The organism is Streptomyces sp. cg40 (genome assembly GCF_050320165.1).
In the GTDB taxonomy this organism is placed as follows: Bacteria; Actinomycetota; Actinomycetes; order Streptomycetales; family Streptomycetaceae; genus Streptomyces; species Streptomyces hokutonensis.
The window spans coordinates 9,472,166-9,498,392 of sequence record NZ_CP190128.1; the positions used below are offsets into that span (position 1 = coordinate 9,472,166).

A 26,227-nucleotide genomic window follows, 5' to 3' on the forward strand; every position below is an offset into this window, starting at 1 on the left:
CCTACCTTCTGACCGAATTCACGAACCGCGTTCGACATGGCGAACGTCCGAGTCTCCGGGAGAGCCGCCCGTGACCACACGTCCCCCCACACCGTCCCGCCGCGCCCTGCTGCGCGCGCTGGCCGCCCTGCCCGTCTCCGCGCTTGTCGTGGGCGAGGCCCCCGGACTGCTCGGCACGGCCCTGGCCGCCGCCCCCGCCGCCGGCTACGCCACCCGCTACACGATCGTCCCGTTCCTCAACAGCGACGACGGCACCGTCAACGTCTACCAGTCCGACGACGCCACCGACTTCCGCCTCGTCCAGGCCACCGCCTACACCCCGCCGAGCAACCGCATCCGCGACGCGAGCGTGTTCAAGCACACCGACGGCTACTACTACCTGACGTACACCACCCACACCTGGGAGGACGTCAGTACCACCATCGGCTTCGCCCGCAGCGCCGACCGGGTCAACTGGACGTTCCTGTATGACTACACGGTCCCGATCACCGACCTGTCCCGCGCCTGGGCCCCCGAGTGGTTCGTCGACAGCGACGGCAGTGTCAACGTCATCGTGTCCTGCTCCACCACCGACGACGAGTGGATCTTCACCCCGTACCGGCTGAAGGCCACCAACTCCGCGCTCACGGCCTGGAGTTCACCGGTCGCCCTGTCCGGCATCGGCTCCAACCACATCGACACCTACATCGTGCGCATCGGCTCGACCTACCACGCCTTCACCAAGAACGAGACGGCCAAGTACATCGAGTACGCCACCGCCACCAGCCTCACCGGCCCCTACACGATCTCCAAGACCGGCGACTGGGCCGGCTGGGGCAGCTACCGCGAGGGCCCCTCGGTGATCCAGCTCGACAACGGCGGCTGGCGGATCTTCTTCGACGGCTACGGCGACGGCACCTACTACTACAGCGACAGCTACGACACCTTCGCCACCTGGTCCGCGCCGACCGCGCTCACCACCCTCTCCGGCACGGCACGCCACTTCACGGTCATCAAGGAGACGGTGTCCGGCGGCCCGAGCCTCGCGACCGGTGTCACCCGCTCCTTCCAGTCCGCCAACTACACGACCCGCTACTGGCAGGAAGTGTCCTCGCTGCTCAACCTGCCGGTAGTGACCAGCGCCAGCACCACCGCGCTGAAGCAGGCGTCCACGTTCACCGTCGTCGCGGGCCTCGCCGACGCGACCGGCTTCTCCTTCCGGGACAGCGCGGGCAACTACCTGCGCCACTACGACTTCCGGGGCCGCTTCGACGCCGACGACGGCACGACGACGTTCGCGAAGGACGCCACGTTCTACGCCCGGACCGGCGCCACGACCGGCTCGCTCCGCTTCGAGTCGTACAACTACCCCGGCTACTACCTGCGCCACTACAACTACCAACTCCGGGTGGACCCGACCGACGGCACGGACCTCTTCCGTACGGACAGCTCGTTCGTGCCGGTGACGGCCTGGGCCTGAGCGAAGGCGGTGCTCAGTCGGTGAGGCCCAGCGCCCCGGCCGCCTGGATCGCCAGCCAGACCTCGGCCAGCGCACCCGTCGACGTCAGGTCGCGGTCGGTGAGCGTGCCGAAGCGGCGCAGCCGGTAGGCGAGGGTGTTCGGATGGATGTGCAGGGCCGCCGCGGCTGTGTCGGTGCGGCGGTCCCGCTCCATCCAGGTACGGGCGGAGACCAACAGCTGCGAGTCGTGGGCCTCGTCGTAGCGCAGCACCTCGCCGAGCACGTGCTCGACCAGTGCCGTCAGGACGGCCGGGTCGTCGGGGAGCCAGCGGCCGGTCGCGTCGTCGCCGTAGCGGACCACGGGCCGGCCCGACTCCATCGCCTTGGAGACCGCCCAGAGCGCCTCGCGCTGGGCGACCCGCAGCGCGGCACCGGGCAGGAAGGGCCGGCTCATCCCGGCCGCCACACCCGGGAGTTCACCGATCGCCACGGTCAGCTCGGGCGCGCCCAGGACATAGCGGTCCTCGCCCCGGGTGAGCAGCAGATGGGGGTGGTCCTCCAGGCAGCGCAGCAAGGCCTCGTCGGTGGTGTGGCGCACCACCAGGAGCACGGTGTCGCCGTCGATCGCATGTCGGGCGAGCCTGCGGCGCGCGGCCTCCGGGTCGAGGACCTCCTGAAGGAGTTCGGCCAGGGTCTCCGCGCCCTCGCGGCGCAGCGTCTCGCGTTCGTTGCGCACCATCGCGAGCCGCAGTGCCGCCACGGTGGCGATGTGCTGGGCGACGGCGAGCCCCGCGGGCTGGGCGCCCTGCCGCTCGTAGGCGACCAGGAAGCCCGCCGGGCCGCCGGGCGCGGGCACCGGCAGGACGAAGCCGCCGGGGACGGTCGGCGGGGCGTCGACGGAGGCCGGCAGGACGGCGGGATCCGGCACGGGGACACCGGGCAGCAGCGGGCGGCCCTGGGGCGTGCACAGATAGACGTCGTAGCCGGAGAGATCTTCGAGGCGGCGCAGCAGCGTCGGCGTGTCCAGGTCCTCGGCGACCAGCCAGCGCAGCGCGCCGAAGACCTGGAGCTGCGCGCCCAGCCGGTGCCGGGCGTCCTCCTGGACGGAGGCCGCGACCTCCTGGGAGACCGCGATGAACGGGACGGCGAGCGGCACCTCGAGGATCGGGAAGCCGCGCTCCTCGGCCGCCCGGAAGAACGCGTCGTGCAGCGGTGGCATGTGCAGCTGCGCCGAGAGCGCGAGCGCGGACACCCCGGCGTCGTCCAGCCGCTCCAGATAGGCGCGCTGTCCGGCCGCCGTGCGCGGCACCGCGAGACCCGTCGTCATGATCACCTCGGCGCCCAGCAGCCAGGGCGTCGGATCGGTGAGCTCGCTGGCGTGCGCCCAGGAGACGGACCGGCCGAGCCCGCCGCGACCGGCCTTCACCGACAGCTGTAGCGCCGGGAAGGCGAGCAGATCCTCGACGGTCACTTTGTTTCCAGCCACAAAAGAAAGCCTACTGCTCCGTGACCGCCACAATTGTCGCCGGTCGGGCACGGGCCACAGACTGTGGAACCGGCCCCCCGCATGAACGGAAGGTGGAGCGCCAGTGACGACCTCGATCACCGAAATCGAGACCTACGGCGTCGAACGGATCCCGGACGAGGACCGCACGGCCCGCCCGATCGACCTGTTCCGGCTCGCCTTCGGCGGCGCCAACACCTTCGCCACCTGTGTGCTGGGCGCCTTCCCGATCCTCTTCGGCCTCTCCTTCTGGCAGGGCCTCGCCGCCACCGTCCTCGGCCTGGTCGCGGGCGCGCTGCTGCTGGCCCCGATGGCCCTGTTCGGCCCCACCAACGGCACGAACAACGCCGTCTCCTCCTCCGCCCACCTGGGCGTGCACGGCCGGGTCGTCGGCTCGTTCCTCTCCCTGCTCACGGCCGTCGCGTTCTTCTCGATCTCCGTGTGGTCCTCGGGAGACGCGCTCGTCGGCGGCGCGCACCGCCTCGTCGACGTCCCCGAGTCGGACGTCACCTACGGCATCGCGTACGCCGTCTTCGCCGGACTCGTCCTGGTCGTCTGCGTCTACGGCTTCAAGTTCATGCTGCTGGTCAACAAGGTCGCCGTGCTGGCCGCGTCGGCCCTCTTCGTGCTCGGCGCCTTCGCCTTCGCCGGCGACTTCGACCCCGGCTACGCGGGCACCTTCGCCTCCACCGCCGACCCGCTGTTCTGGCCCTCGTTCATCGGCGCCGCGCTGATCGTGCTCTCCAACCCGGTCTCCTTCGGCGCGTTCCTCGGCGACTGGTCCCGCTACATCCCGGCCGGGGCCCCGCGCCGCCGGGTGATGGGCGCCGCGTTCCTCGCCCAGCTCGCCACCCTGCTGCCGTTCCTCTTCGGCCTGGCCACCGCGTCGATCATCGCCTCGAAGGCAGCCAAGTACGTCGACCCGGCCGCCCCCAACTACGTCGGCGGCCTCCTCGCGATCTCGCCCGGCTGGTACTTCCTGCCGCTGTGCCTGATCGCCCTGATCGGCGGCCTCTCCACCGGCACGACGTCCCTCTACGGCACGGGCCTCGACTTCTCCAGCGTCTTCACCCGCTTCAGCCGCGTCCAGGCCACCTTCTTCATCGGCGCCCTGTCGATCGCGTTCATCTTCGTCGGCCGCTTCGCGCTGAACCTCACGCAGTCCATCTCGACGTTCGCCACGCTGATCATCACCTGCACCGCGCCCTGGATGATCGTCATGACCCTCGGCTACGTCACCCGGCGCGGCTGGTACGACCCGGACGCGCTCCAGGTCTTCAACCGCCGTCAGCGCGGCGGCCGTTACTGGTTCACGCACGGCTGGAACTGGCGCGGCATGTCCACCTGGCTGGTCTCCGCCGTCGTGGCCCTTCTGTTCACCAACCTCCCCGGCCAGTTCGTCGGCCCGCTCGGCGACCTCGCGGGCGGCACCGACATCTCCCTGCCGGTCGGCCTCGCCCTCGCGGTCGTCCTCTACCTGGCCCTGCTCACCGTGTTCCCCGAGCCGCGCGAGGTGTACGGACCGGCAGGACCCCGCTTCGTACGAGCCTCGGACACCCCAGTGCCGCCGATCACCGGCGGTATGGACGAGGCCGTGGCCGAGCCCGCCGTCACCCACTGACCTTTCACGAGGAGCCGAGCATGAGCACCACCACAGTCCAGGAAGTCCGGGCCGCCGCCGACGCGCTCGTCGCCGCCTTCGCCGAGGGCCGCCTCGACGACTACTTCGGCGCCTTCGCCCCGGACGCGAGCTTCGTCTTCCACACCACCCCGCAGCGGCTCGGCTCCACCGCCGAGTACCGCGCGCTGTGGCAGCGCTGGGTGGACGAGGACGGCTTCCGCGTCCTCGGCTGCGTCTCGTCCGCACAGCTGATCCAGCCCTTCGGCGACACCGCGGTCTTCAGCCACGACGTGGAGACCCGGATCGCCACCCAGTCCGGTGAGGAGACCGTCCAGGAGCGGGAGACCATCGTCTTCGCCCGCGCGGACGACGGCGCCTGGACCGCCGTACACGAGCACCTGTCCGCCCGCAGCGCCGCCTGACCAGGAGAGACGTCCATGAGCACCACCTTCCGCAACTACATCGACGGTGCGTTCGCGGACGCCTCGGACGGCCGCACCCTCGATGTCGTGGACCCCACCACCGGTGACGTCTACGCGACCTCCCCGCTCTCCGGGGCGGCCGACGTCGACGCGGCGATGGCCGCCGCCGCTGCCGCGTTCCCCGCCTGGCGCGACACCACCCCGTCCGTACGGCAGCGCGCGCTGCTGAGGATCGCCGACGCGATGGAGGCCCGGGCCGACGAACTGGTCGCCGTCGAGAGCCGCGACACGGGCAAGCCGCTGCACCTCACCCGCAGCGAGGAACTCGCCCCCGCCATCGACCAGATCCGCTTCTTCGCGGGCGCGGCGCGGATGCTCGAAGGGCGTTCGGCCGGCGAGTACATGGAGGGCATGACCTCGATCATCCGGCGCGAGCCCGTCGGTGTGTGCGCACAGGTCGCGCCCTGGAACTACCCGCTGCTGATGGCCGTCTGGAAGTTCGCGCCCGCGCTGGCGGCCGGCAACGCGGTGGTCCTCAAGCCCTCCGACACCACCCCCGCCTCCACCGTCCTGCTCGCGGAGATCATCGGCTCGATCGTGCCGAAGGGCGTCTTCAACGTCGTGTGCGGCGACCGCGACACGGGCCGCCTGATGGTGGAGCACCCCATCCCCGCGATGGCCTCCATCACCGGCTCCGTACGCGCCGGCATCCAGGTCGCCGAGTCCGCCGCGAAGGACGTCAAGCGCGTCCACCTGGAACTCGGCGGCAAGGCGCCCGCGGTGGTCTTCGAGGACGCCGACCTGGACAAGGCGGTCGAGGGCCTGGTCGTCGGCGGCTTCTTCAACGCCGGCCAGGACTGCACGGCCGCGACCCGGGTCCTGGTCCACGAGTCGGTCCACGACGCGTTCGTGGCCGCGCTCGCGAAGGCGGCGGCGGAGACGAAGACGGGCCTGCCGGACGACGAGGACGTGCTCTACGGCCCCCTCAACAACGCGGGCCAGCTCGCCCAGGTCAGCGGCTTCGTCGAGCGCCTCCCCGAGCACGCCAGGATCGAGACGGGCGGCCACCGGGTCGGCGACCAGGGCTACTTCTACGCCCCGACCGTCGTCTCCGGCCTCCGCCAGGACGACGAGATCGTCCAGAACGAGGTCTTCGGCCCGGTCATGACCGTCCAGTCCTTCACCGACGAGGCCGAGGCCGTGCGATTCGCCAACGGCGTCGACTACGCGCTGGCCTCCTCGGTGTGGACCAGGGACCACGCGCGGGCGATGCGGATGTCGAAGAACCTCGACTTCGGCTGCGTCTGGATCAACACCCACATGGCACTCGTCGCCGAGATGCCGCACGGCGGCTTCAAGAAGTCCGGCTACGGCAAGGACCTCTCGGCCTACGGCTTCGAGGACTACACCCGGATCAAGCACGTCATGACGTCACTCTGACCCGAGTGCGGCCAGGCGCCGCCAACGGCCTTCCCGCGCAGGGTCGACGGCGCTGCGCCACACCAACGTCCCGCCGATCAGACCAGGTTCGTCCCGGGGCGCGAGGGCCGGGGCTTCGAGCGCGTCGGCGGTCTCCTCCAGATAGGTGACCAGCGTGTCGCGCTCGTCGTCGGTGTGGTCGTCGTAGCGCGACCACCGCCCGAGGAAACCGGTCTCGGTGTCCAGGTAGAGCCCCGAGACACGGTCGGCGGGACTGTCCGCCGCGACCGGGATCCAGCCCGGCCGCCACACGGTGATCCGCTCCTCCTCGGGATGACCGGCGTACGCGCTGTCCAGGTGGGCCTGTGCCTCCGTCTTCAGCCGGTATACGGCGGCCACCGCGTCCAGGGGCAGCAGCGCCCGGTTGCCCGGCAGACAGCCCCGCCCGTCGACCCCGTCGTCGCCCGCGGTCAGCAGCCACAGGACGGTCAGCTCGACCGGTATCCGCACCCCGAGTTCGCTCTCCAGTGCGGCTACGGCGGCCAGGTCGGCGCCGGTGCGGAGCGCGGCGTAGGAGTCGGGCGCGTTGTCACGGAGCCGGCGCGTGATCCGGTGCCACGCATCCGCGACCTCCCGCACGGTGACCGCGGTGACCGCGGTGACATCAGGAACGGCGGGCAACTCCCGTTCCGGCTCCGCCTCTTGCACGTCGTCTTGCTCGGCGGCAGGGGCCAGGGTGACGTACCGGATCTCGATCCGGTCGGGCTCGTGGAGGTAGCCGACGGTCAGTGAGGGACAGTCCTCGAACAGCTCGCCGTCGACCAGCACCGTACGGATGCCGGGCAGTCGCGAGGGCACGCCCAGCTCCGGGTCGTCGGTGAGCTGCCCCGCCACGGCCTTCAGCGCGTAGGGAGCACCGGCCCCGAGCCGGGCGGCGGCATCCCGCACGAGTGCGGGTATCTCGATGTCCACGGCCCGGCGCTCCTTGCGGTCTGGGGAAGAGCGATGCGCTCCACACCCTAGGTCGCCCACCTCGCCAGGGCCGCGTGTCCCCCAACTCGTCTGGAACACGCGGCCGTTGGCCACCGACCGTGCGGTGCGGGCGCTACGGGCGGTCCGCTCCCGCGTGGGCGTCGCCGACGGCGACCGGCTCCCGGCGTCTGCGGGTCATGTCCTGCGGGGTCGCGCGCAGTGCGAGAGCGCGGGGGTAGATCGCCTGGAGGAGCGGGCCCGTCATGGCGGTCGTCAGTACCGCCATGACCACCATCAGCGAGTACAACCGCTCGTCCAGGATGCCGAGTTGGCGGCCGACGCTCAGGATGACGAGTTCGGTGAGACCTCGGGTGTTCATCAGGACGGCCAGGGCGGAGGAGATGCGCCGGTCCAACCCGTTGGCGTAGGCGCCCGCGTACGCGCCGACGAGCTTGCCGCCCACCGCCACCAGCAGGATCAGCGCCAACTGCCCGAGATCGGACCAGCCGAGCCGGGACAGGTCCACCTGGAGGCCGGCGACCAGGAAGAACACCGGGAGCAGCAGCACGTTGTTCACGAGCCCGACCCGTTCGTGCAGATCGGCCCGCAGCCGCTCCGACCCCGAGCGCGGGACGACCGCCCCGAACAGGAACGCCCCGAAGATGAAGTGCAGCCCCATCCACTCGGTCGCGGCCCCCGACACCAGCAGCCCGGCGAACGCCGTCGCCAGCAGCACCGCGGTCGGCTGCCCGGTCACCCCCGGCCGCTTCAACAGCCGCCCCAGCAGCCACCGTACGGGGTAGAGCATCAGCAGCAGATACGGCAGGAACAGCAGCGCCCGCCCGGGGTCGCCGCCCGGCGCGATGATCGCCACCACCACGGCCAGCAGCGACCAGGCCAGTACGTCGGCGAGGGCCGCGCAGCACAGCGCCAGCGTGCCGAGCGGGGTGCGGTCCAGGTTCCGGTCGGTGAGGATCCGGGCGAGTACCGGGAACGCGGTGATGGACATGGCGGCGCCCATGAAGAGGACGAAGCCCGGATGGTCGGGGCTGGGATGGTCGCGCAGGAGGTGGACGCCGAGTGCCATGCCCAGGCCGCACGGCAGCAGCAGCGAGGCCAGGGAGACGGAGGCGGCGATCCGGCCCGTGCCGCGCACCATGTCGCGGTCGAACTCCAGGCCCACCAGGAACATGAAGACGGCGACCCCGACATCGGCGAGCGCGGTCAGGAACGGCCGGATGTCGGTCGGCAGCAGCGCGCGCGAGACCGCACCGTCGAACAGGGTCGGGCCGAGCAGGACGCCGGCCAGGATCTCGCCGACGACCGGGGGCTGCCCGAGACTGCGCGCGAGGGCGCCGAACAGGGCCGCCGCGACGATGACGACGGCGAGGCCGGCCAGTAACGCGGATGCTTGGGAGGAGGTCATGGCGCGGTGGACTCCTTGTGCCGGGGGTGCCGCGACGGGTGCCGGGGGTGCCGCGACGCCGGGGGTCCTCGTTTGGCCCGGACGAAAACGTGCCACGCCGGGCCGAAGTGAGGGCGCCGGTCCTTCGAAGGCATCGGTACTGCGTTATCCGAGATTGCGGATTTCGTGAGCGACACCTCGCTCCGCCTCTTCGGAAATCCTGTGCAATTCACGGACCGGCACAGCGAAGTGGTCGGCGATTGGGTCAGTGCGATTGTTCGCGGGCGCGGCTCCGCGTCTCCCTGAGATGACAGTCGACGGACCGGGCCATGATCAGCCCGCTCTTCGGATCGTCGGCTGCGACGCCGAAGCTGCGGATCAGGGAGACCCCGTCCAGCGCCACACCCTCGCGGGCGAGGACGAAGACAAGGGCGAGGAAGGCCGACCGCGCGTTGCCGTCGTCGAAGGGATGGAAGAAGCACACGTCGAGACAGACGCGAGCGGCACGGGCCGTCAGCGAAAAAGGGCGTTCGCCGTCCCGCGCGCTCTCGGCCAGGCAGGCGTCCAGGAGTTGACGGGTGTCGGGGCCGATGCCGTAGCGCTCTCTGCCGCCCTTGGCGAAGGCGGGCAGGGTGCGGAAGGACGGTGGGCGCGGTGTGCCGAGGACGTGCCGCTGCCAGCCGCGCAGCAGCTCGAAGTCGAGCGCGGCGCCGCGCTCCGCGTCGGCCCGCACCAGCTCCAGGGCGGCGAGCAGGCCCTCCCCGCGCGCGGTGTCCACGGCGAGATCGAAGGTACGTATGCTCTCCGCGGCGCCGTCCCGCGACGGGACCACCGGCTCGTCCCCACCGCCGTCCGGCACGTCCTCCCACACCGTGGCCGCGCGCACCGCGAGCCAGCTCAACAGGTGGTCCGGCAGGGGTCCGGGCGGCCCTGCGACATCCTCGGGCCGCAGGGACCCCGCGATCCGTTCCGCTACGTCGTCCAGCAGTACCCGGTCGGGTGCGGTCCAGCTCTTGAACCGACCGCCGACGGCTTCGGCGACCAGCCGCCGCGCCACCTCGGGGTCGACGTGCCGGCCGGCGAGGAACCAGGTGAGGACCTGTTCGCAGTGCCCCTGCCAGCCACTTCCGGCACCCGTGCGGTCGGTCACGTGCAGGATCAGGTTCCGGGCGCTGGACTCCCACAGGATCCGCCGGTCCGCCAGGGCGGACAGGTCCAGCGGATACGCCTCGAACCAACCCGCCAGCTGCTCAAGCCAGTTGCGCCACTCGCACAGCCCGGCGACCACCCGGTCCAGGGTCGCCTCCGGGGTGTCCACCGAGTGCGAAGGACAGCACCAGCTCCCGACCGGCCCGCCGTCGAAGTCGCCCTCGTCGTGCGCCCACCGCCAGCCCACGGCCCAGTTGCCGTAGTGCTCGGCGAGGGCGTGCGACATGGCGTCGGTCCAGGGCCGCGCCACGTCCCAGTTCCAGTCGCGCGTCGCGGGATCGCCGTAGGAGAGGTTCGGGCGGACGGGTACCCGGCGGGCCGGTCCGAGGGAGCGGACCACCCGTGCCGCGGACCCGCTGTCGAAGGGGTGACGGGCCGGGTCCACCTCGTCCCAGCTCAGGTACCGCGGGTTCAGGTCGTTGTGCACCGCGCAAGCCTGCACACTCGCCCGGCGCGCGATCAACCGAATTGGCGCCGGGCGCGGCCCGTCAACGCGGCGTCGTCGACGGCTCGTTGGGGAGGGCGGCCCTCGGTGGTCCGTCGGCGGTCGCGCGCAGCGTGGGTTCGTTGCGCAGCCGTACGAAGGTGACGGCCAGGGCGGCCGCCTGGACGGTGGCGCAGCACAGGACGGCCGTGCCGAGGTGGGCCGGCGGGGTGAGGGCGACCAGGATGCCGGCCACCGGGAACGGCAGCAGCAGGAGCAGCATGGTCAGGGAGAGCGTGGTGCCGAAGGCCGTGGCCGGGATGACCAGGGAACGAAGGGTGCGCAGTACGACGGTGAGGCCGCCGTCGCCCGCCATGAACAGCGCGACGAGGACCGTGTACGCGGCGTAGGACGGGGCCTGCGGGAGAGCCAGGCAGGCCGCCGAGGCGAAGGTCGCGCACACCACCCCCACGCCCCACAGGTCGAGCCGGCTCAGCGCGAGCCGGCAGCAGGTGACCGCCAGCAGGGTCGCCGCGGCGGCGGCGGACCACAGGGTGCCGACGTCGGCGGAGGAGCGGCCGAAGTTCTCCACCACGATCACGGGGCTGGCCGACTGGAGCAGACCGAGCGCGAGATTGGAGCAGGCCAGACCCGCCACCAGCCAGCGCAGCGCGGGCAGTTTGCGCAGCATGCGCAGCCCGGTCCGCAGCCCGCCGGGCGTCCGCTCGCCGTCGGGCCGCGCGGAGCGCAGCGGGGTGGGCGGGGTCTGTAGCCCGAGCACGGCGGCCAGCAGCGACAGCGCGGTCAGGCACCCGAGCATCCAGCCCGGTCCCACCAGCAGCAGGAAGCCCGCGAGCAGGGGGCCGACCAGCATCGCGGTCTGGTCGATGCCGATCAGCACCGACTGCACTCCGTGCGGCCGGTGTTGGGCCCGCCGGGTGACGATCGCGCCGACCGCCTCGTTGGCGACGAAGCTGAACTGGGTGAGCGTGCCGGTCACCGCGGCCAGCACCAGCACGGTCACCGTCTCGGCCGTGCCGCGCGGCAGCACGGCCAGCGTGACCGCCGCACCGGCCAGCACCAGCGCCCGCAGCAACGAGGCCAGGAAACACACGATGGCCGCGCCGCGCCGGTCCACCACATTGCCGGCCAGCACGAACGCGGCGATCCGGGGCGTCCACTCCAGCGCGAACGCCAGACCCGTCAGAGAGGGGGACCGGGTGATCGCCAGGACGAGAAGCGGCATGGCGTACGTCGACATCGAGAACGCCAGGGCGTCACTGGTGCGGGGTGCGTAGATCCGTCGAAAAAGACTGCCGGACGGAACGGCTGCATGGCGACCGGCGGGCGGCCGGTCCTCGTGCAGGGTCATGGCCACTGAGCGGAGGGCTTTCGGTGAGGCGTGTCACGGAGGGGGAAACGGGCGGCCCCCACTCACGGCGAAAGGAATTCGCGGAGGGCGGGGGAAGGGGTAAAACGCCTACCGGCAACGGCAGTTGAGGCGTGAAATATATCGCAGCTCAGGGGTTCGGCATATCCCGTGCGCACATCTCCGCACGTTCTGTGCAAGGGATTCGCGGCATTCCCGATGCCGATATCGGAAGTGTCCGCAGATTCGTGGCCCGGAGGCCGAAAGGGAGGCCGTCGCGTTCGTGCACGGCCGACGGCGTCTCGACCTCGCGGCACTCGTGGACGATCCCGGTGTCGTGGACTCCCGGGCGCCGGGGCAGATCCGTCGGCGGGGCGAGGCCGCCCGCACGCTGGTCCGCGACTGGCTGTTGGGCGACAGCCCGGGCCCGGGTGAGGCCGGTCAGGATGTCCTCCAACACGCCGTGGGACGTGGGGGAGTCGGTGCCGGGTCCGAACGGGCTGCCGCCGTCGAGCGGTACGTCTGTTTCGGTCTCGCCCGGCTCGTCGGGTACGGCGTGAACGCGCTCGCCCTCGTGGACGGCGGCCACCGGCACCACGCCGGTGGCCGCCGCTCCCATTCCTGCTAGTAGCCGTGCCCGGCCTTCTTCACCTTGCGGGAGACCGTGAACCGGTCGACCTCCGCGCCGGTCGCGGCCAGCGCCCGCACCGTGAGGGTCGTCGTACGGCCAGGCGTCGCGGGGGCGACGTCGACGCGGATGAACGAGTAGCCGGTGTAGCGGACCCGGGACCAGTCGACGTTCTCGGTGACCTTGCCGTCCTTGCCCGTCCAGTACGTCGGCACCGAGTCGATCGCGTCCTCGTTGCCCTCGTAGCTGTCGGCCACCGGGAAGCTGTACACGCTCTCGCCGCCCGCGCCCGCCGTCACGTACACCACACCGCCCTTGGCCGGCTCGTGGGTGCCGCCGATCGGCAGGGTCCGTACGGCCTTGTCCTGGACGACCGGGTCGGTGCGCTCGTAGACGTGGTTGTGGCCGTTGACCACCAGGTCGACCTGGTGCTTCTCGTAGAGCGGCACCCACTGCTCGCGCACCCCGCCCTCGGAAGCGTGCGAGCTGGTCGTGGAGAAGGCGCAGTGGTGGTGGAAGACGACAACGAAGTCGACGTCCGTACGGGCCCGCAGCTCACCGAGCCGCTTGTCGAGCCAGGCGGTCTGCTTGCCGCCGGTGTAGCCGATGTTGGCGGGGATCTCGTACGACACGTCGTTGGCGTCGACCGAGACCACGCCCACGTTGCCGTGGACGAAGGAGTAGACACCGGGAGCCGACGTGGCGTCAAAACCGTTGCCGGGCAAGGTGAAACGGGCCTCGTTGCCGCCGTACCCGTTGGGGGAGTACCAGGACTCCATGTCGTGGTTGCCGAACGCCACCATCCACGGCACCCGGCTGGAGAGCGGCTCGATCTGCGCCAGGAACGAATCCCACTGGCGGGCGTCGTAGTTGCCCGCGTCGCCGGGCAGCCCGTGGCCGGTCTCCTCGGCGTAGCAGATGTCGCCCGCGTGCAGGTGGAAGGCCGGACTCTGCGCCTGGACAAGGGCGTTGAGGCCGATGGAGGTGTAACTCGGGTTCTGGTCACCGAAGGCGGTGAACGTGAACGGCCGGGTGCTGTGCGTGCGGGGCGCGGTGGTGAAGGAGTAGATCGTGTGCGCGGCGCCCGGGTCGGCGGGGTCGAAGCCGTCGTGGCCGACGCCGTAGTAGTACGTCGTGTCCGGGCTCAGGTTGTCCAGCGCCGCGTGCACGTAGTACTGGTCGATGTCCGCGCTCTTGCCGATCCCGGCCGGTGTGAACAGGTCGCGCACCTCCGCCGGTATGCGGTGGCTCAGGTCGAGGGGACTTCTGCCGATCCGCAGGAACGGCTTGTTCACCGGCAGCGGCACCTGCCACGACACGCGCATCTGGGTCCGGGGGTCGGCGCCGTAGGCCAGATGCCGGCCGAACGGCGCCACCAGCGAACCGTGCACGGTGGACGTGGTGGATGCCGGCACCAGCGTGGGCGTGGCCGCCGCGGCGACACCCTGGCCGCCCGCGAGGGCGACACCAGCGGCGGCGACCGCGCCACCGCGCAGCAGACCGCGCCGGGAGAAGGCGCGGCGGAGGTACTCGTGTTGCTCGGGCATGCTCAGGGTGTCGGCGAGCCGGTCGGGGAGGCCCATGCGAGGAGTGTTCATGGGCGCGACGCTGGCAGCGCCGGTTGAACGACCGATTGCCGCACGCCCATGGACTGGCCATATCCCGCCCATCGCCTGGCTTGTCTGCTACGCCTCGGATGTCGCCGGTGGTGGGGCGAAGCGTGGGGCCGCGGCGGGGGCGGGCAGCGTCAGGGAGGGGGCTGGTGCTGCGTGTGCGAGCCGGGATTGGTCGTGTTCGGTGCGTTGCTTGGCTTGTCTGCTACGCCTTGGTTGTCGCCGGTCGCCGGTCGCCGGTCGCCGGTCGCCGGTCGCCGGTCGCCGGTCGCCGGTCGCCGGGTGAAGTGCCGGGTCCTGGCCAGGGCGGGGAGCGTCAAGGGGGTGGTGCTGCGTGTGCGAGCCGGGATTGGTCGTGTTCGGCGCGTTGCTTGGTTTGTCCGCTACGCCTCGGATGTCGTCGGCGGCCGGGTGAAGTGCCGGGCTCCGGCAAGGGTGAGCGGTGCCAGGGGGCTGGTGCTGCGTACGCGAGCCAGGGCGGGCCATGTCCCGGCCATCGCCTGCTTGTGTCCTACGCCTCGGATGTCCTCGGTGGCCGGGTGAAATGCCGAGCCCCGGCCAGGACGAGCAGCGCCAGGGCGGCCGGTGCCGCGTACGCGAGGCGGAACTCGCCGGTGGAGCCGAGCAGTCCGCTCACCGCGCCACCGGTGAGGACGCCCGCGTAGTTGAAGAGGTTCAGCCGGGCCAGGACCGTTTCCGAGGCGGCCGGGCGCAGCCGGGCGGCGGAGGCCAGACACAGCGGGGCCAGTACCGACGCGGCCAGGCCCACCACCCCGGCCGCGAGCACGGCGAACGGCCAGCTCGGCGCGATGGCCATGCCCGCCAGCGCACCCGCCACCACCAGCGCCGCCGTGCGGACGACGGCCACGGTCCCGACCCGCTGCACCAGCCGGTCCACGCTCGCGCGGCCGACGACCGTGCCGCCCTGGTACGCCGCGTACGCCATCGGCGCGACCGTGAGCGACGCGGCGAGGGGCCCCCGCAGATAGACCGCCGACCAGGCGGAGACCGTCGAGTCCACGACGTAGACGACGAGCAGGACCAGACCGAAGGGGAGCAGCCGCAGCCACAGCCGGCGCCCCAACGGCGGTTGCGCCGAGGGCACTTGGGCGGAGGGAAGGCTGTGCGTGCGCAGACAGCAGACGATGAGCAGAAGGAAGCCCGCCTGCACGGTCAGGCCGTCGCCCACGGGCAGGGCGAGGCGGGCCGTCCCGGCGGTGAGCAGGGCCGCGAGCACACCGCCCACGCTCCACGCCGTGTAGAAGGAGCCGAAGACGCTACGGCCGTAGGCGTGTTCGATCGTGGCGGCCCGGGTGTTGATCCCGACGTCGAGGCCGCCCACCGCGAGACCGAAGAGGACGTACGCGCAGACGGCGGTCCCGGGGCCGGGTGCCTGGCCGATCAGGATGAGCGCGACGGCGGCCGTGAGCAGGGCGCCGCGCATCGTGGCGACCGGACCGGCGACACGGACCGCGGCCAGCCCGAGAAAGCTGCCGAACCCGGCCGCCAGAGCGACCGCGACCAGCGTGGCGGTCGTCAGGAGCGGCGACAGCCCCTGGTGCTCGGTGACCGCGGGGACGGTCGTGTACACGGCGGCGACGGAGACACCCTGAGCGGCGAACGCGAGCGTCGCCACCCTCCGGGCGCCGGCCCTGGCGGCGCGACGCCCGCTCTCCGTCCGGCCTGGAGCGCTGACTGACATGCAGGGACCGTAGGCGGGCGGTGCCGGACGGACGCAGGACGCCGGGGGCCGTTGAGGGGACTCTGGCGGCCAGCGGATACGACCGGTGAGGCCCGGGTGCTTACGGTGGTCGCCCACGAGGAGGTGAGTGCGATGTTCCCCGACCCCGCCCCGGCGGACCCGCACGGGACCAGCCGCAGCACATCGGCGACGATCCAGCCGAACATCCTGCGCTATCTCGTCACCGTCGCCGACGAACGCGGCGTCGACCTGCGGCCTCTGCTGAACCAGGTCGGCCTGGACGAGACGCTCATGCGGTCCGCCGCGCTACGGGTGTCGTACCGGCAGGGCAGCGCGGTGATCCGGCGCGCGGTGGAGCTCACCGGGGACGAGCGGCTGGGTCTGAGGGTCGGCGCGGCGCAGCACCTCACCGCGTGGGGCCTGCTCGGGTTCGCGCTGCTGGCCGCCGACACCCTGCGCCACGCCATCGAGACCGGGGTGAAGTACCAGAACATCTCCGGCGCGATGACCGTGTGGTCGACCGGCGTGGACGAGGACGGCGCCTTCGTCCTGCGCGCCGACCTCCCCGATCCCGCCGTCGACCCGAGCGTGGCCTCGTTCCTCGTCGAGGAGGGGCTCGCCTCCGTGGTCACCGTGTCCCGACTGGCCATCGGCCCGGACTTCGCGCCGCGCGTGGTGGAGTTCTCCGCCCCGCCACCCCGTCAACACGCCCTGTACGACGCCGTGTTCGGCTGCCCGGTCCGCTTCCGCGCCCCGGCCGACCGCATCGTCGTCGACCCCGCGTGGGCCCGCGCCCCGATGCCCGGCCGGGACCCGGTGACGTACGCCTCGACCCTGGAGACGCTCGACGCCCAACTCGCCTCCCGCACCGGGCAACAGGACCTCCTCGAAGTGCTGGAGGTGTCCGTGGCCCAGAGCCTCCCGGTGATCCCGTCCTTCGGCGAACAGGCGCGACGGCACGCGACCAGCGAGCGGACCCTGCGCCGCCGGCTGGCCGACTGCGGCACCACCTACGAGGCACTGGCCGAGGGAGTACGCCGCGAACGCGTCGAACAGCTGCTGCTGCGACCGGAGTCGACGCTGCGTGACATCGCCCACCGGGCGGGCTTCTCCGACGAACGCGCCCTGCGCCGCGCGGTACGCCGCTGGCACGGCACTTCCCCGGTCCAGCTGCGGGAACGACTGCTCCGGGCGGCTCCGCACCGCGAATGACGGGTCAACGGGTGCGGATCCAGACCGTCTTCTCCCGCGTCCACTGGTCGAAGGCGTTCGTCGACTTCTCCGCGCCGCCGAACCCGGACTGCTTCCAGCCGCCGAACGGCGTGGTGATGTCCCCCTCGCTGTAGGAGTTGACGGAGACCACGCCCGCCTCGATGCCACGGGTCAGCCGCAGCGCGGTGTCGAGATCACGGGTCCAGACGGAGGCGGCGAGCCCGTACTCGGTGGCGTTCGCCATCCGCACCGCCTCCTCCTCGGAGCCGAAGGTCTCGACGGTGACCACGGGACCGAACAACTCCCTTGTGAGTACGGCGCTTTCGGTGGGGGCGCGGGTGATCACGGTGGGCGGGTAGTAGGCGCCGTGAGCGGGGAGCCCGTGGGGGAGTCCCGCCGTGTGGATCTGCGCTCCGGCCGCGCGGGCGGCGTCGACGGCACCCGCGACCCGGTCGAAAGCTGCGCGGTCGATGAGCGGCCCTTGCTGGGTCCGCGGGTCGGCCGGATCGCCGACGACGAGTTCCCGCGCCGCCGCCGTGAACCGCTCCACGACCTCCTCGGCGATGCTCCGGTGCACCAACACCCTTGAGCCGGCCGTGCAGTTCTGCCCCGTCGTCAGGAACGCGGCCTCGATCATGTCGCCGATCAGCTCGTCGCCGTAGGAGAGCGCGTCGGCCATCAGCACCTGCGGGCTCTTGCCGCCCATCTCCAGGGAGACGCGTTTGAAGTTGCTGTCGGCGGCGGCCCTGAGGACGCGGCGGCCGGTGGCGGTGGAGCCGGTGAAGGAGAGCGCCCGGACGAGGGGGTCGTGGGCGAGGGCCGCGCCGGTTTCCGCGCCGTAGCCCGGCAGTACCGTGAGCACGCCGTCGGGCAGGCCGGCCTCGGTGGCGAGGGCGGCGAGGTGGAGGGCCGAGCGCGGGGTGGCCTCGGCGGGCTTCACGAGGAGACAGTTGCCGGCGGCCAGCGCGGGGCCGATCTTCCAACTGGCCATCGCCAGCGGGTAGTTCCACGGCAGGATCGCCGCGCCGACACCGACCGGCTCGCGACTGACGAGACCGAGCGCCTCGGACCCGCCCGGCGCGATCCGGCCGAAGACCTTGTCGGCCGCCTCGGCGAACCAGCGGACCGCCTCGACCGCCCCCGGCACATCCCCCGTACGGCACTCCGTGATCGGCTTGCCCGCGTCCTCGCTGTCGAGCCGGGCGAGGAGTTCGGCGTCCCGTTCCATGAGTTGGGCCAGCCGCAGCAGTACGGCGCTCCGCTCGCGGACCGGGAGCTGCGACCAAACCCCTGATTCGTAGGTGAGTTGGGCCTGTTGGGCGGCCTTGGTGACGTCGTCGGCGCTCGCGGCGGGCAGGGTGGTGAGCGGTTCGCCGGTGGCGGGGTTGACGACGGTCAGGCTCTCGTTCCTGGTCATGCCTCCTCCACCAACTCCCAGCGTTCGTCGGTCTGTCGGGCCAGTCCACGGCGGCGGAGCTCCTCCAGATAGCGGGCCATGCCGCGGTCGCCGCGCCTGCGGAACAGGGGGAAGATCCTGGGCAGCAGGTTCGGGACGAGCATCGCGCAGCGGACCAGACGGGACTCGCCTGACCGGGGGTAGGCCTCAAGCCGCGGCCTGTCCAGCAGGCTCACCACGGCCGCGACGACGTCTCCCGGCTGCTGCGGCCGGTCCTGGAACTGCATCGAGTTGCCGCCGTCCACGGCCTCCTGGCGCAGCATCCGGGTGTCGGTCGCCGAGGGCAGCACAGACCCCGCCACGATGCCCCTGGCGCGCAGATCCAGACCGATGGCGAGCATCGCGCCGCGCAGCCCGAACTTGGACGCCGTGTAGATCGGGGTCTCGCCCAGCGGGAAGATCCCGCCCAGGGAGACCGTGGTGACCACCCGGGCGTCATGCGAGGCCTTCAGCAGGGGGATCGCGATCCGGGTGGCGACCAGCGGTGAGGTCAGATTGAGGGTGATCTCCTGCTCGATGCTCTCGACACTGCGCGCGTCGAAGCGCTCCGAGCTGGTCATGCCCACGTTGTTCACCAGCACGTCGAGCCGGCCGTGGATCTCGCCGACCCGCTCGAACAGCCCCTCCAACTGGGCTCGTTGGGTGAGATCGCAGCCGATGCCCGAGTGCCCGGCGCCCGGCAGAGCGGCGGCCACCTTCTCGGCACGCACCCCGTCGATGTCGACGACGACACACCGCGCGCCGCCCACCGCGAAGCGTTGGCACAGCGCACTGCCGATACCGCCCGCGCCGCCCGTGACCAGCACGACCTTGTCGGTGAAGTCGAACCGCCTCATGCCGCCGTCCCCACCCGTCGCGGGGACCGCACGGCCGGCGCCTGACCCTCGGTGCGCCAGCCCAGCTGCCGGGCCACCTTGCCCAGATACTTGACGAACGCCCCGCTGTCGACGTAACCGGTGTGCCGGGGCGAGGCGACGAACTTCAGTCCGCCGGACAGATCCGGCCGGTCGGCGCGGACCATCTGCGCGAACCGCTCGGCGTTGGCCGGCCCGTGCCGTGCGTCGTGCAGATACCCGGCGATCAACTGCCCCTGCATGTCGAAGAGTTGATAGGCACCGGAGTTGGTCTCGACGAACCCGATGCCGAACAGGCCCCGGTGCTCGCGCGAGAACGACGACAGATACAGGTCGGGATGCTGTTCGTCGCCGAAGTACCGCTGCGCGACCGGGACTTTGTGGACGAAGCCGGTGGCCAACAGGATCAGGTCGAAGTCGTCGCTCGTGCCGTCCGTGAAGTGCACGGTACTGCCCTCGGCGCGGGCGATGCCGGGCCGGGCGGTGATGTCGCCGTGCTGGAGGTGGTGGATCAGCATCGAGTTGATGGCCGGATGCGTCTCGAACAGCTTGTGGTCCGGCTTCTGCAACCCCAGCCGCGTCGGATCGCCGTTGACGATCCGCAGCAGACCGCCGAAGACCCGCTGCGCCAGCCACATCGGCAGATGCGGACCGCTGTTGGCGATCGTGTCCACCGGCCGCCCGAACAGATGCTTGGGGATGAACCAGTATCCGCGCCGCATGCTGATCACCGCACGGTCGGCCGTCCGGGCCGCGTCGCACGCGATGTCGCAGCCCGAGTTCCCCGCACCCACGACCAGCACCCGTTTGCCGCGCAACTCCTCCGCGCTGCGGTACCCGACAGTGTGCCGGATCTCCCCACTGAACTCCCCAGGAATGTCAGGGATGTTGGGATGCCACTGCGAGCCCGTGCACACCACCACCTGCCCGTGCAGGCTCTCCCGCCCATCGGTCCGGGCGACGGTCCAGGTGCCGTCCTCGTTCTTCTCGACGCTCGCGACCCCGGCACCGAACTCGATCCGGTCCGTCAGCCCGTAGGCGTCGGCGAAGGACCGCAGGTACGACAGGATCTGCCGGTGCGGTGGATAGTCCGCGAAGTGATCGGGCATGGGGAAGCCGCTGAAGCCCGACAGGGTCCGGCTGGAGATGAAGTGCGCCGACTCGTACATCGGCCCGCCCGGATTCTCGATGTCCCAGATCCCGCCGACCCCGGTGTGCCGCTCCAGATGCGTGTACGGCAGCCCCCGCTCCGCCAGCGCCCTGGCGACCGCGAGCCCGGCGGGCCCCGCCCCGATCACACACGTGTCCAACTGGCTTTCCGTCACGAGCCTGCCTCCTCGGTCGTCCCGTTCCACGGGTGGTGGAGGAAACGTATGCACCGGCTGTCCTGCGGGAACTGACCCGCGCGGTCAGGGACGGGACCCCGGCGGCCGGGGACAGCGGACCTCGCCGGATACGGGTGGGGCGGGTGGGAACTCCGGGCCGTGACGGGCCGTTGCCCAAATGCCGAGCCTTGGTGCGGAGTTGAAGAAGATTTCACCCGAGTCCCAGGGCTCGCCCGAGTCGCCGAGTTTGCCCGACCGCACCCCCACCCCACTCGTCCCCGGAGGCCCGAACGATGACCCGGAACCACCCCCGGCCCAGCCGGCGAGCCGCCTTACTCGGCGGCGCCGCCCTGACCGCCCTCGCCGTCACGGCCGGCACCGGCACGGCACGCGCCAACTCGTCCACCGCCGAGGCCGGTTGGCCGACGGAGTTCCCCCTGCCCAACGGCTGGCTCCCCGAGGGCATCGCCATCGGCAGCAGGCCGTACGCCTACATGGGCTCCCGGGCCGACGGCGCGATCTACCGCACCGACCTGCGCACCGGTGAGGGCAAGGTCCTCTCCGAGGGCGCCACCGGCCTGGTCTCCGTCGGGCTGAAGCTCGACCACGACGGCCTGCTGTACGTCGCCGGCAGCACCGGAGCCGCGCGAGTCGTCGACTCCCGCACCGGCGAGATCCTGACGACCTATCAACTCACGCCCACCACCGGCCACTTCATCAACGACATCACCCTGCTCGGCGACCGCGCCTGGTTCACCGACTCCCTCGACGCCGTGCTCTACGGCGTCCCCCGCGGCCGTACGGGCGAGGTCACCGCCCTGCCGCTCACCGGAGACTGGGTGCAGACGCCCGGGGTGAACAACGCCAACGGCATCGTCGGCACCCCGGACGGCCACGGCCTGATCGTGGTCAGCAGCAGCCCCGGCAGGCTCTACCACGTGTCCCTGAGGACCGGCGCCGCCACCGAGATCGTTCTCAGCGGAGCGTCCGACGTGGTCAACGGCGACGGTCTGTTCCGGATCGGCCGGACGCTGTACGTCGTCCAGAACCGCCTGAACCGGATCAGTGTGTTCGACCTCGATGCCGAGGTCACCACCGCGACCCTGCGCACGACGATCACCGACCCGCGCTTCGACGTCCCCACGACCGCCGCCCGCTTCGGCAACCGGCTCTATCTGGTCAACGCCCGCTTCACCAGCCCGCAGACGCCCGACACGACGTTCACCGCCGTCGCCGTGTCGATCTGACGCGACAGCGGGCGGGGCTCCCTTCGCGGCTCTTCGCGAAGGGAGCCCCGCCCGTGGGTGGATCAACGGTGCGGCGTCGGCTCAACTGCCTCTGCGACAGCGGCCGTTGCGGCGCCAGTGGTGTTCGTGCCGGCGACCGGAGTCGCCGTAGCAGCGGCGCTCTGCCGTGGGCGGAGCAGCAGTACGCAGACGAGCGCCGCGAGGAGCGTCAGCGACCCGGCCACCACCAGGCACAGGCGCATGCCGTCCAGGAACGAGTCGCCGAGTGCGCCGAGCGCCCGCCCGGTGTTCGCGCCGAGGTTCATGTGTGCGACGGCGCCCAGACCTCCGGCGTCGGCGGTCGCCACGATGCTGTGCTGCGTCGCGCCCGTCACCCCCGCGTCGGCCAGGTGGCCGGGCAGGGTGTCCAGCGCCCTGGTGGTGAGCAGGGCGCCCAGGACGGCCGGGCCGAGCGCGCCGCCGACCTGCCGGAACGCGTTGTTGCCGGCCGCCGCCATCCCCGCCTGCTGATACGGCACGGAGGCCACGGCGGTCGCGGTCATCGGCGTCAGGACGGTCCCGATGCCCAGGCCAAGCAGCGCCAGCCGCCACGCGATGGAGGCAAATGAGGTGTCGGCGTCGACGCCGGTCAGCGAGAACAGCGCGCCGGAGATGACCAGCAGACCACCCGTGATCAGGACGCGCGGGGCGACCCGGTGCATGAGCCGCCCGACCGGCTGGCCGACCACGATCGCCGCCGCGGTGACCATGAGCAGCCGCCAGGCCGCCCCCAGCGTGTCGAGCTGCTGGACGAGACCGAAGTACAGGCTGAGCAGGAAGAAGAAGCCGATCAGCGCCAGGAAGGTGATCATCGCGACCAGGGTGGTGGCGGTGAACGCGGGGCTGCGGAACAGCGTCAGATCCAGCATCGGGCTCTCGCTGCGGCGCTCCGCGAACACGAACGCGACTCCACCGGCCACCGCCGTGAACAGGGCGACCATGACCTTGACGTCCGTGAAGGAACCGGCGCCGCCCTCGATCACGCCGTAGACGAGTGCGGTGATGGAGAGGGTCGCCGTCAGCTGGCCGGGCCAGTCCAGCTTCCGGCCGTGCGGGGCCCGTGAGTCGGGGAGCAGCCGGGCCGCGACGCCCAGGGCGATCAGCGGGACGGGGACGGACAGCAGATAGATCCAGCGCCACGAGGTGTGGTCGAGGATGACGCCGGCGATCAGCGGGCCGACGGCCAGCGCGGCCATGAGCGAGGTCGCCCACAGGCCGATGAACTTGCCGCGCTCCCGGTGGTCGGGCACCGCGTGGCTGATCAGCGCCAGGGTGGTGGGCAGCAGGGTCGCCGCGCCGAGACCGGCCAGCGCCTGGCCGATCCACAGCACCTGCACCGACTGCGCGCACAGCGCCACGGCGGCACCGGCGGCGGCGAACAGCAGGCCCGCCTGGAACACCTTCTTGCGCCCGTGCACATCGCCGAAGACCCCGGCGGTGAGGATGAACGCGGCCATGGGCAGGACGAACGCGTCCTGGACCCAGGACAGTTGGGCGGTCGACGCGTTCAGCGCCGACTGGATGGCGGGCAGGCTCACGGCGACCGTGGTCACCGGCAAGTAGGCGACGAAGACGCCGAGGCAGGCCATGACGAGGGTGGCCGCCCGTCGGTCGGCCGTCCCGCTCGCCGGGGTCGTGACGTTCACGGAGAACTCTCCTTCTTGACTGCGGTGCCCTCGAACGGGCACGCGTCCCAGGATCGGCTCCGGTATCGACAATCACCAACGTGCGACCGAGAAGCGACCGGAAACCTCCAACGCGACCTCAAGTGGTGTCAGACTTTCCCCATGACAGACGCCGTCGACGGAAAAATCCTCCGTGCCCTCCAGTGCGCGCCACGTGCCTCGTTCCGGCTGGTCGGCGAGGTGGCCGGGGTCTCGGAACAGACCGCCGCCCGGCGTTTCCACGCGCTGCGGCGGGACGGGGTGATGCGGGTGGTCGGCCTGGTCGATCCGGCCGTCCACGGCGACGCGCGCTGGGTGGCCCGGATCCGCTGCCGCCCCGACCGGGTCGGCCCGCTCGCCGACGTCCTCACCCGCCGGCCCGACATCGCCTACGCGGGACTCGCGTCCGGCGGTTCGGAGATCATCTGCATCATCACGGCACCGGTCCACGTGCCGCGCGACGACGTCCTGCTCCGTCAACTGCCCAGGTCGGCATCGGTGTTGGACGTCAGCATCGACCTGCTCATCCATCCCTTCGGCACGACGGGCCGAAGCGACTGGACGGGCTACGGCGGTCACCTCACGCCCGAGCAGATGCAACTCCTCGTCGGAGAACGGCCGTTGACCCCCACCGGACCGCCCGTACGCCTCACCGACGAGGACACCCCGCTCCTCGACGCGCTCGCGGAGGACGGCCGCGCCACCCACACCCAGCTCGCCGATCTCACCGGCTGGTCCACGGCCCGCGTGGGCCGGCGCCTGGAGGCTCTGGAGAACTCGGGCGCTCTCACCTTCGACGTCGAACTGCTCTCCGCACGCCTGGGGTTCGCACTCAACGCCACCCTGTGGCTCCGGGTGGCCCCCGCCCGGCTCGCCCACGTCGGCGAGGAACTCGCGGACCACGACGAGGTCGCCTTCGCCGCCGCCATCAGCGGCGAGTCCAATGTGATGGTGGTCGTCATCTGTCGTGACACGGAGGACCTGTACCGCTACCTGACCACCAAGGTCGCCGCGGTCCCGGGCATCGACGGCTACGCCGTGAGCATCCGCGTCCACACCCTGAAGCAGGCCACCTCGCTCATCTCACGCGGACGGCTGGTGCCCCCGGCGTTCGCATAGTCCGGCCGGAGCGCACCGGGCCGGATCACCCGCGGCGGCGGGTGATCCGGTGGGCGGAAGCGAGGTGTTACGGCGGGTCAGCGCTTGGTGTAGATGAAGCCGACCTTGTCCAGCTCGTCGCCGGAGCGTCCGTGGAAACCGGCGATCTGCCAGCCGGACGGGGCGGTGCGGGTCACGCAGTCCGAGGTGGTGGTGCCACCGGCCAGGGTGTTGCCCAGGTTGGTGGTGAACTTGGCGTAGAAGATCCGCGTGGTGTCGTTGTACTTGCTCTCGCACAGGTACGCCGAGGTCACGTACTCGCCGCTGCCGAGTGTCAGCGAGGACGCGGTGCCGCCGGTCCCGCCGTGGGTGAGCGTGGTGCCGTTGGCCAGCGTGATGCCGACCTGGTCGACGCGGGAGCCGGAGCGGAGCGAGATCTTGGTGGCGCGGGCGGCGGCCGGGACGCTGTCGATGTCCTGGTAGTAGTCGCCGTGCGGGCCGCCGAACTGGTCGCTGAGCTGGAAGTCCGCGTTCTGCGACCAGGTGAAGCCGACCGTGATCGGGTCGTGGTCGGAGAGCATCAGCCCGTCCGAGGTGAGGAACTTGGCGTGCTCGTTGTTGTACGAGGTCGCGTTGAGCGTGACCAGCTTGCTGCTGCGGTAGAGGACCTTGTCCACGACCTCGCAGGTGTTGGGGACGGTGGCCCCGGTCTGGTCGCACACCAGCGCGTCGCTGCCCTTGACCGGTGCGACGCCGCCGCGGATCAGCTTGACCCAGGCGTCGGTGAGCCCGTTGTTCGCGGCGAACTCGGCGATGGTGTCGGCGGTGCGGGTGTAGCGGGTGTTGGTGTCGCCCATGACGACGACGGCGTTGCCCGCGGAGTGGGTGCTGATGAACGAGGTGAGCTGGCTGAGGTTGTCGGCGCGGGAGGCCTCGTCGCCGTCGTTGGTGCCGGCGTTGGTGTGCAGGTTGTAGAAGTCGACGTACACGCCCTCGGCCAGGCGCTCGCGCATGAACGTGAAGCCCTTGGGGGTCAGGCAGTCGCCCGAGTCGATCTGGCAGGAGTTCCAGCCGACCCGCTCGAAGTCGTCGCCGTCCCAGGCGTAGTTGGAGACGGTGTTGAGCCCGCTGCCGATACCGGCACCGCCGCTGGTCGCGGTGCGGTAGGGGTGCGTGTCGGTGGAGTACAGGTAGGCGTGGTAGTTGAAGTCCTCCTGCACGTTCACGATGTCGTACGGGGCGATGCGCGTGCCGATCGCGGTGGTGCTCGTGTCGCGCGGCGTCGAGGCGCTGGAGAGCGACTCGGGCAGCCCGGCGATGTTGTAGCTGAGCACGCTGAAGCTGCCCGAGGTCGCGGCGGCGGCCGGTGTGGCGGCAGCCACCGTGAGCCCGCCCAGGGCCGCGGCAGCGGTCGCCAGACAGGCGAGAAGTCTGCGCATGGGGAAGTGCCTCCTGCGGAGTGACAGAGGGGGAGGGTGGTGCGGCGGTCATGTCAAAATGTAGCGACAAGCGCTTGCTATGACTCCCCTCCGGCCGCACCGAATCGGGAATTCCGCGTGACGCAGGGATGGCCAAGTTCCCTTGCGCGCCCGTTTGTTGACGGTGC

General features: G+C 71.3%; 20 protein-coding genes. 8 read left to right on the forward strand and 12 right to left on the reverse strand.

Features of this window, described 5'->3' with window-relative positions:
- The first annotated feature begins 70 nt into the window (after positions 1-70).
- A complete protein-coding gene (locus tag ACQHII_RS42760; RefSeq protein WP_427924303.1) occupies positions 71-1,459 on the forward strand; it encodes a glycoside hydrolase family 43 protein in 1,389 nt (462 codons plus the stop codon).
- A 13-nt stretch (positions 1,460-1,472) separates the two neighbouring features.
- Here the strand turns inward: ACQHII_RS42760 and ACQHII_RS42765 are convergent, their stop codons facing one another.
- Positions 1,473-2,924: a PucR family transcriptional regulator gene (locus ACQHII_RS42765; RefSeq protein WP_427924304.1), complete on the reverse strand. Its 1,452-nt coding sequence runs from the start codon at positions 2,922-2,924 to the stop codon at positions 1,473-1,475.
- A 103-nt stretch (positions 2,925-3,027) separates the two neighbouring features.
- Here ACQHII_RS42765 and ACQHII_RS42770 point away from each other — a divergent pair, with 103 nt between their 5' ends.
- Genes ACQHII_RS42770 through ACQHII_RS42780 form a run of 3 tightly spaced genes read left to right on the forward strand, consistent with a single transcriptional unit; the run spans position 3,028 to position 6,425 of the window.
- Complete coding sequence (locus ACQHII_RS42770) at positions 3,028-4,563, forward strand: purine-cytosine permease family protein (protein ID WP_427924305.1); 1,536 nt, start codon at positions 3,028-3,030, stop codon at positions 4,561-4,563.
- 20 nt (positions 4,564-4,583) lie between these two features.
- Positions 4,584-4,985 carry a nuclear transport factor 2 family protein gene (locus ACQHII_RS42775; protein ID WP_427924306.1) on the forward strand — a complete coding sequence of 134 codons (402 nt, stop codon included), beginning with the start codon at positions 4,584-4,586 and terminating at the stop codon, positions 4,983-4,985.
- 15 nt (positions 4,986-5,000) lie between these two features.
- Positions 5,001-6,425: a gamma-aminobutyraldehyde dehydrogenase gene (locus ACQHII_RS42780; RefSeq protein ID WP_427924307.1), complete on the forward strand. Its 1,425-nt coding sequence runs from the start codon at positions 5,001-5,003 to the stop codon at positions 6,423-6,425.
- On the opposite strand, the gene ACQHII_RS42785 is transcribed toward ACQHII_RS42780, so the two are convergent.
- The 4 genes from ACQHII_RS42785 to ACQHII_RS42800 all read right to left on the reverse strand — a co-directional run bounded on the left by ACQHII_RS42785 (position 6,417) and on the right by ACQHII_RS42800 (position 11,786).
- Positions 6,417-7,376 carry an SMI1/KNR4 family protein gene (locus ACQHII_RS42785; RefSeq protein ID WP_427924308.1) on the reverse strand — a complete coding sequence of 320 codons (960 nt, stop codon included), beginning with the start codon at positions 7,374-7,376 and terminating at the stop codon, positions 6,417-6,419. The genes ACQHII_RS42780 and ACQHII_RS42785 overlap by 9 nt on opposite strands.
- 133 nt (positions 7,377-7,509) lie before the next feature.
- On the reverse strand, positions 7,510-8,802 hold the full coding sequence (locus ACQHII_RS42790) for a cation:proton antiporter (protein ID WP_427924309.1): 1,293 nt from the start codon (positions 8,800-8,802) through the stop codon (positions 7,510-7,512).
- Between the two features lie 244 nt (positions 8,803-9,046).
- A complete protein-coding gene (locus tag ACQHII_RS42795; RefSeq protein WP_427924310.1) occupies positions 9,047-10,417 on the reverse strand; it encodes a Fic family protein in 1,371 nt (456 codons plus the stop codon).
- 61 nt (positions 10,418-10,478) lie between these two features.
- Complete coding sequence (locus tag ACQHII_RS42800) at positions 10,479-11,786, reverse strand: MFS transporter (protein ID WP_427924311.1); 1,308 nt, start codon at positions 11,784-11,786, stop codon at positions 10,479-10,481.
- Between the two features lie 280 nt (positions 11,787-12,066).
- Between ACQHII_RS42800 and ACQHII_RS42805 the strand changes: the two genes are divergently transcribed.
- A complete protein-coding gene (locus ACQHII_RS42805; RefSeq protein ID WP_427924312.1) occupies positions 12,067-12,411 on the forward strand; it encodes a hypothetical protein in 345 nt (114 codons plus the stop codon).
- Here ACQHII_RS42805 and ACQHII_RS42810 read toward each other — a convergent pair.
- The gene (locus tag ACQHII_RS42810) at positions 12,408-14,009 is read right to left on the reverse strand and encodes a purple acid phosphatase family protein (RefSeq protein WP_427924313.1); all 1,602 of its coding nucleotides are present in this window, start codon (positions 14,007-14,009) and stop codon (positions 12,408-12,410) included. The two genes, ACQHII_RS42805 and ACQHII_RS42810, sit on opposite strands and share 4 nt — an antisense overlap.
- 526 nt (positions 14,010-14,535) lie before the next feature.
- Complete coding sequence (locus tag ACQHII_RS42815; protein WP_427924314.1) at positions 14,536-15,726, reverse strand: MFS transporter; 1,191 nt, start codon at positions 15,724-15,726, stop codon at positions 14,536-14,538.
- 132 nt (positions 15,727-15,858) lie between these two features.
- Here ACQHII_RS42815 and ACQHII_RS42820 point away from each other — a divergent pair, with 132 nt between their 5' ends.
- Complete coding sequence (locus ACQHII_RS42820) at positions 15,859-16,938, forward strand: AraC family transcriptional regulator (protein ID WP_427924315.1); 1,080 nt, start codon at positions 15,859-15,861, stop codon at positions 16,936-16,938.
- A 4-nt stretch (positions 16,939-16,942) separates the two neighbouring features.
- Here ACQHII_RS42820 and ACQHII_RS42825 read toward each other — a convergent pair whose 3' ends face one another.
- The 3 genes from ACQHII_RS42825 to ACQHII_RS42835 are packed head-to-tail and all read right to left on the reverse strand — an operon-like array spanning position 16,943 to position 20,573.
- The gene (locus ACQHII_RS42825) at positions 16,943-18,355 is read right to left on the reverse strand and encodes an aldehyde dehydrogenase family protein (protein WP_427924316.1); all 1,413 of its coding nucleotides are present in this window, start codon (positions 18,353-18,355) and stop codon (positions 16,943-16,945) included.
- On the reverse strand, positions 18,352-19,230 hold the full coding sequence (locus ACQHII_RS42830) for an SDR family NAD(P)-dependent oxidoreductase (RefSeq protein ID WP_427924317.1): 879 nt from the start codon (positions 19,228-19,230) through the stop codon (positions 18,352-18,354). The genes ACQHII_RS42825 and ACQHII_RS42830 overlap by 4 nt, the downstream gene beginning before the upstream one ends.
- Positions 19,227-20,573: a flavin-containing monooxygenase gene (locus tag ACQHII_RS42835; RefSeq protein WP_427924318.1), complete on the reverse strand. Its 1,347-nt coding sequence runs from the start codon at positions 20,571-20,573 to the stop codon at positions 19,227-19,229. Before ACQHII_RS42835 ends, ACQHII_RS42830 begins: the two co-directional genes overlap by 4 nt.
- A 293-nt stretch (positions 20,574-20,866) precedes the next feature.
- Here ACQHII_RS42835 and ACQHII_RS42840 point away from each other — a divergent pair, with 293 nt between their 5' ends.
- A complete protein-coding gene (locus tag ACQHII_RS42840) occupies positions 20,867-21,820 on the forward strand; it encodes an SMP-30/gluconolactonase/LRE family protein (RefSeq protein WP_427924319.1) in 954 nt (317 codons plus the stop codon).
- A 62-nt stretch (positions 21,821-21,882) separates the two neighbouring features.
- On the opposite strand, the gene ACQHII_RS42845 is transcribed toward ACQHII_RS42840, so the two are convergent.
- Positions 21,883-23,505, reverse strand: a complete 1,623-nt coding sequence (locus ACQHII_RS42845) for an MFS transporter (protein WP_427924320.1) — start codon at positions 23,503-23,505, stop codon at positions 21,883-21,885.
- A gap of 141 nt (positions 23,506-23,646) precedes the next feature.
- On the opposite strand from ACQHII_RS42845, the gene ACQHII_RS42850 reads away from it, so the two are divergent.
- Positions 23,647-24,642: an Lrp/AsnC family transcriptional regulator gene (locus ACQHII_RS42850; protein ID WP_427924321.1), complete on the forward strand. Its 996-nt coding sequence runs from the start codon at positions 23,647-23,649 to the stop codon at positions 24,640-24,642.
- A 77-nt stretch (positions 24,643-24,719) separates the two neighbouring features.
- Here ACQHII_RS42850 and ACQHII_RS42855 read toward each other — a convergent pair whose 3' ends face one another.
- On the reverse strand, positions 24,720-26,060 hold the full coding sequence (locus ACQHII_RS42855; protein WP_427924322.1) for a jacalin-like lectin: 1,341 nt from the start codon (positions 26,058-26,060) through the stop codon (positions 24,720-24,722).
- Between the last annotated feature and the right edge of the window lie 167 nt (positions 26,061-26,227).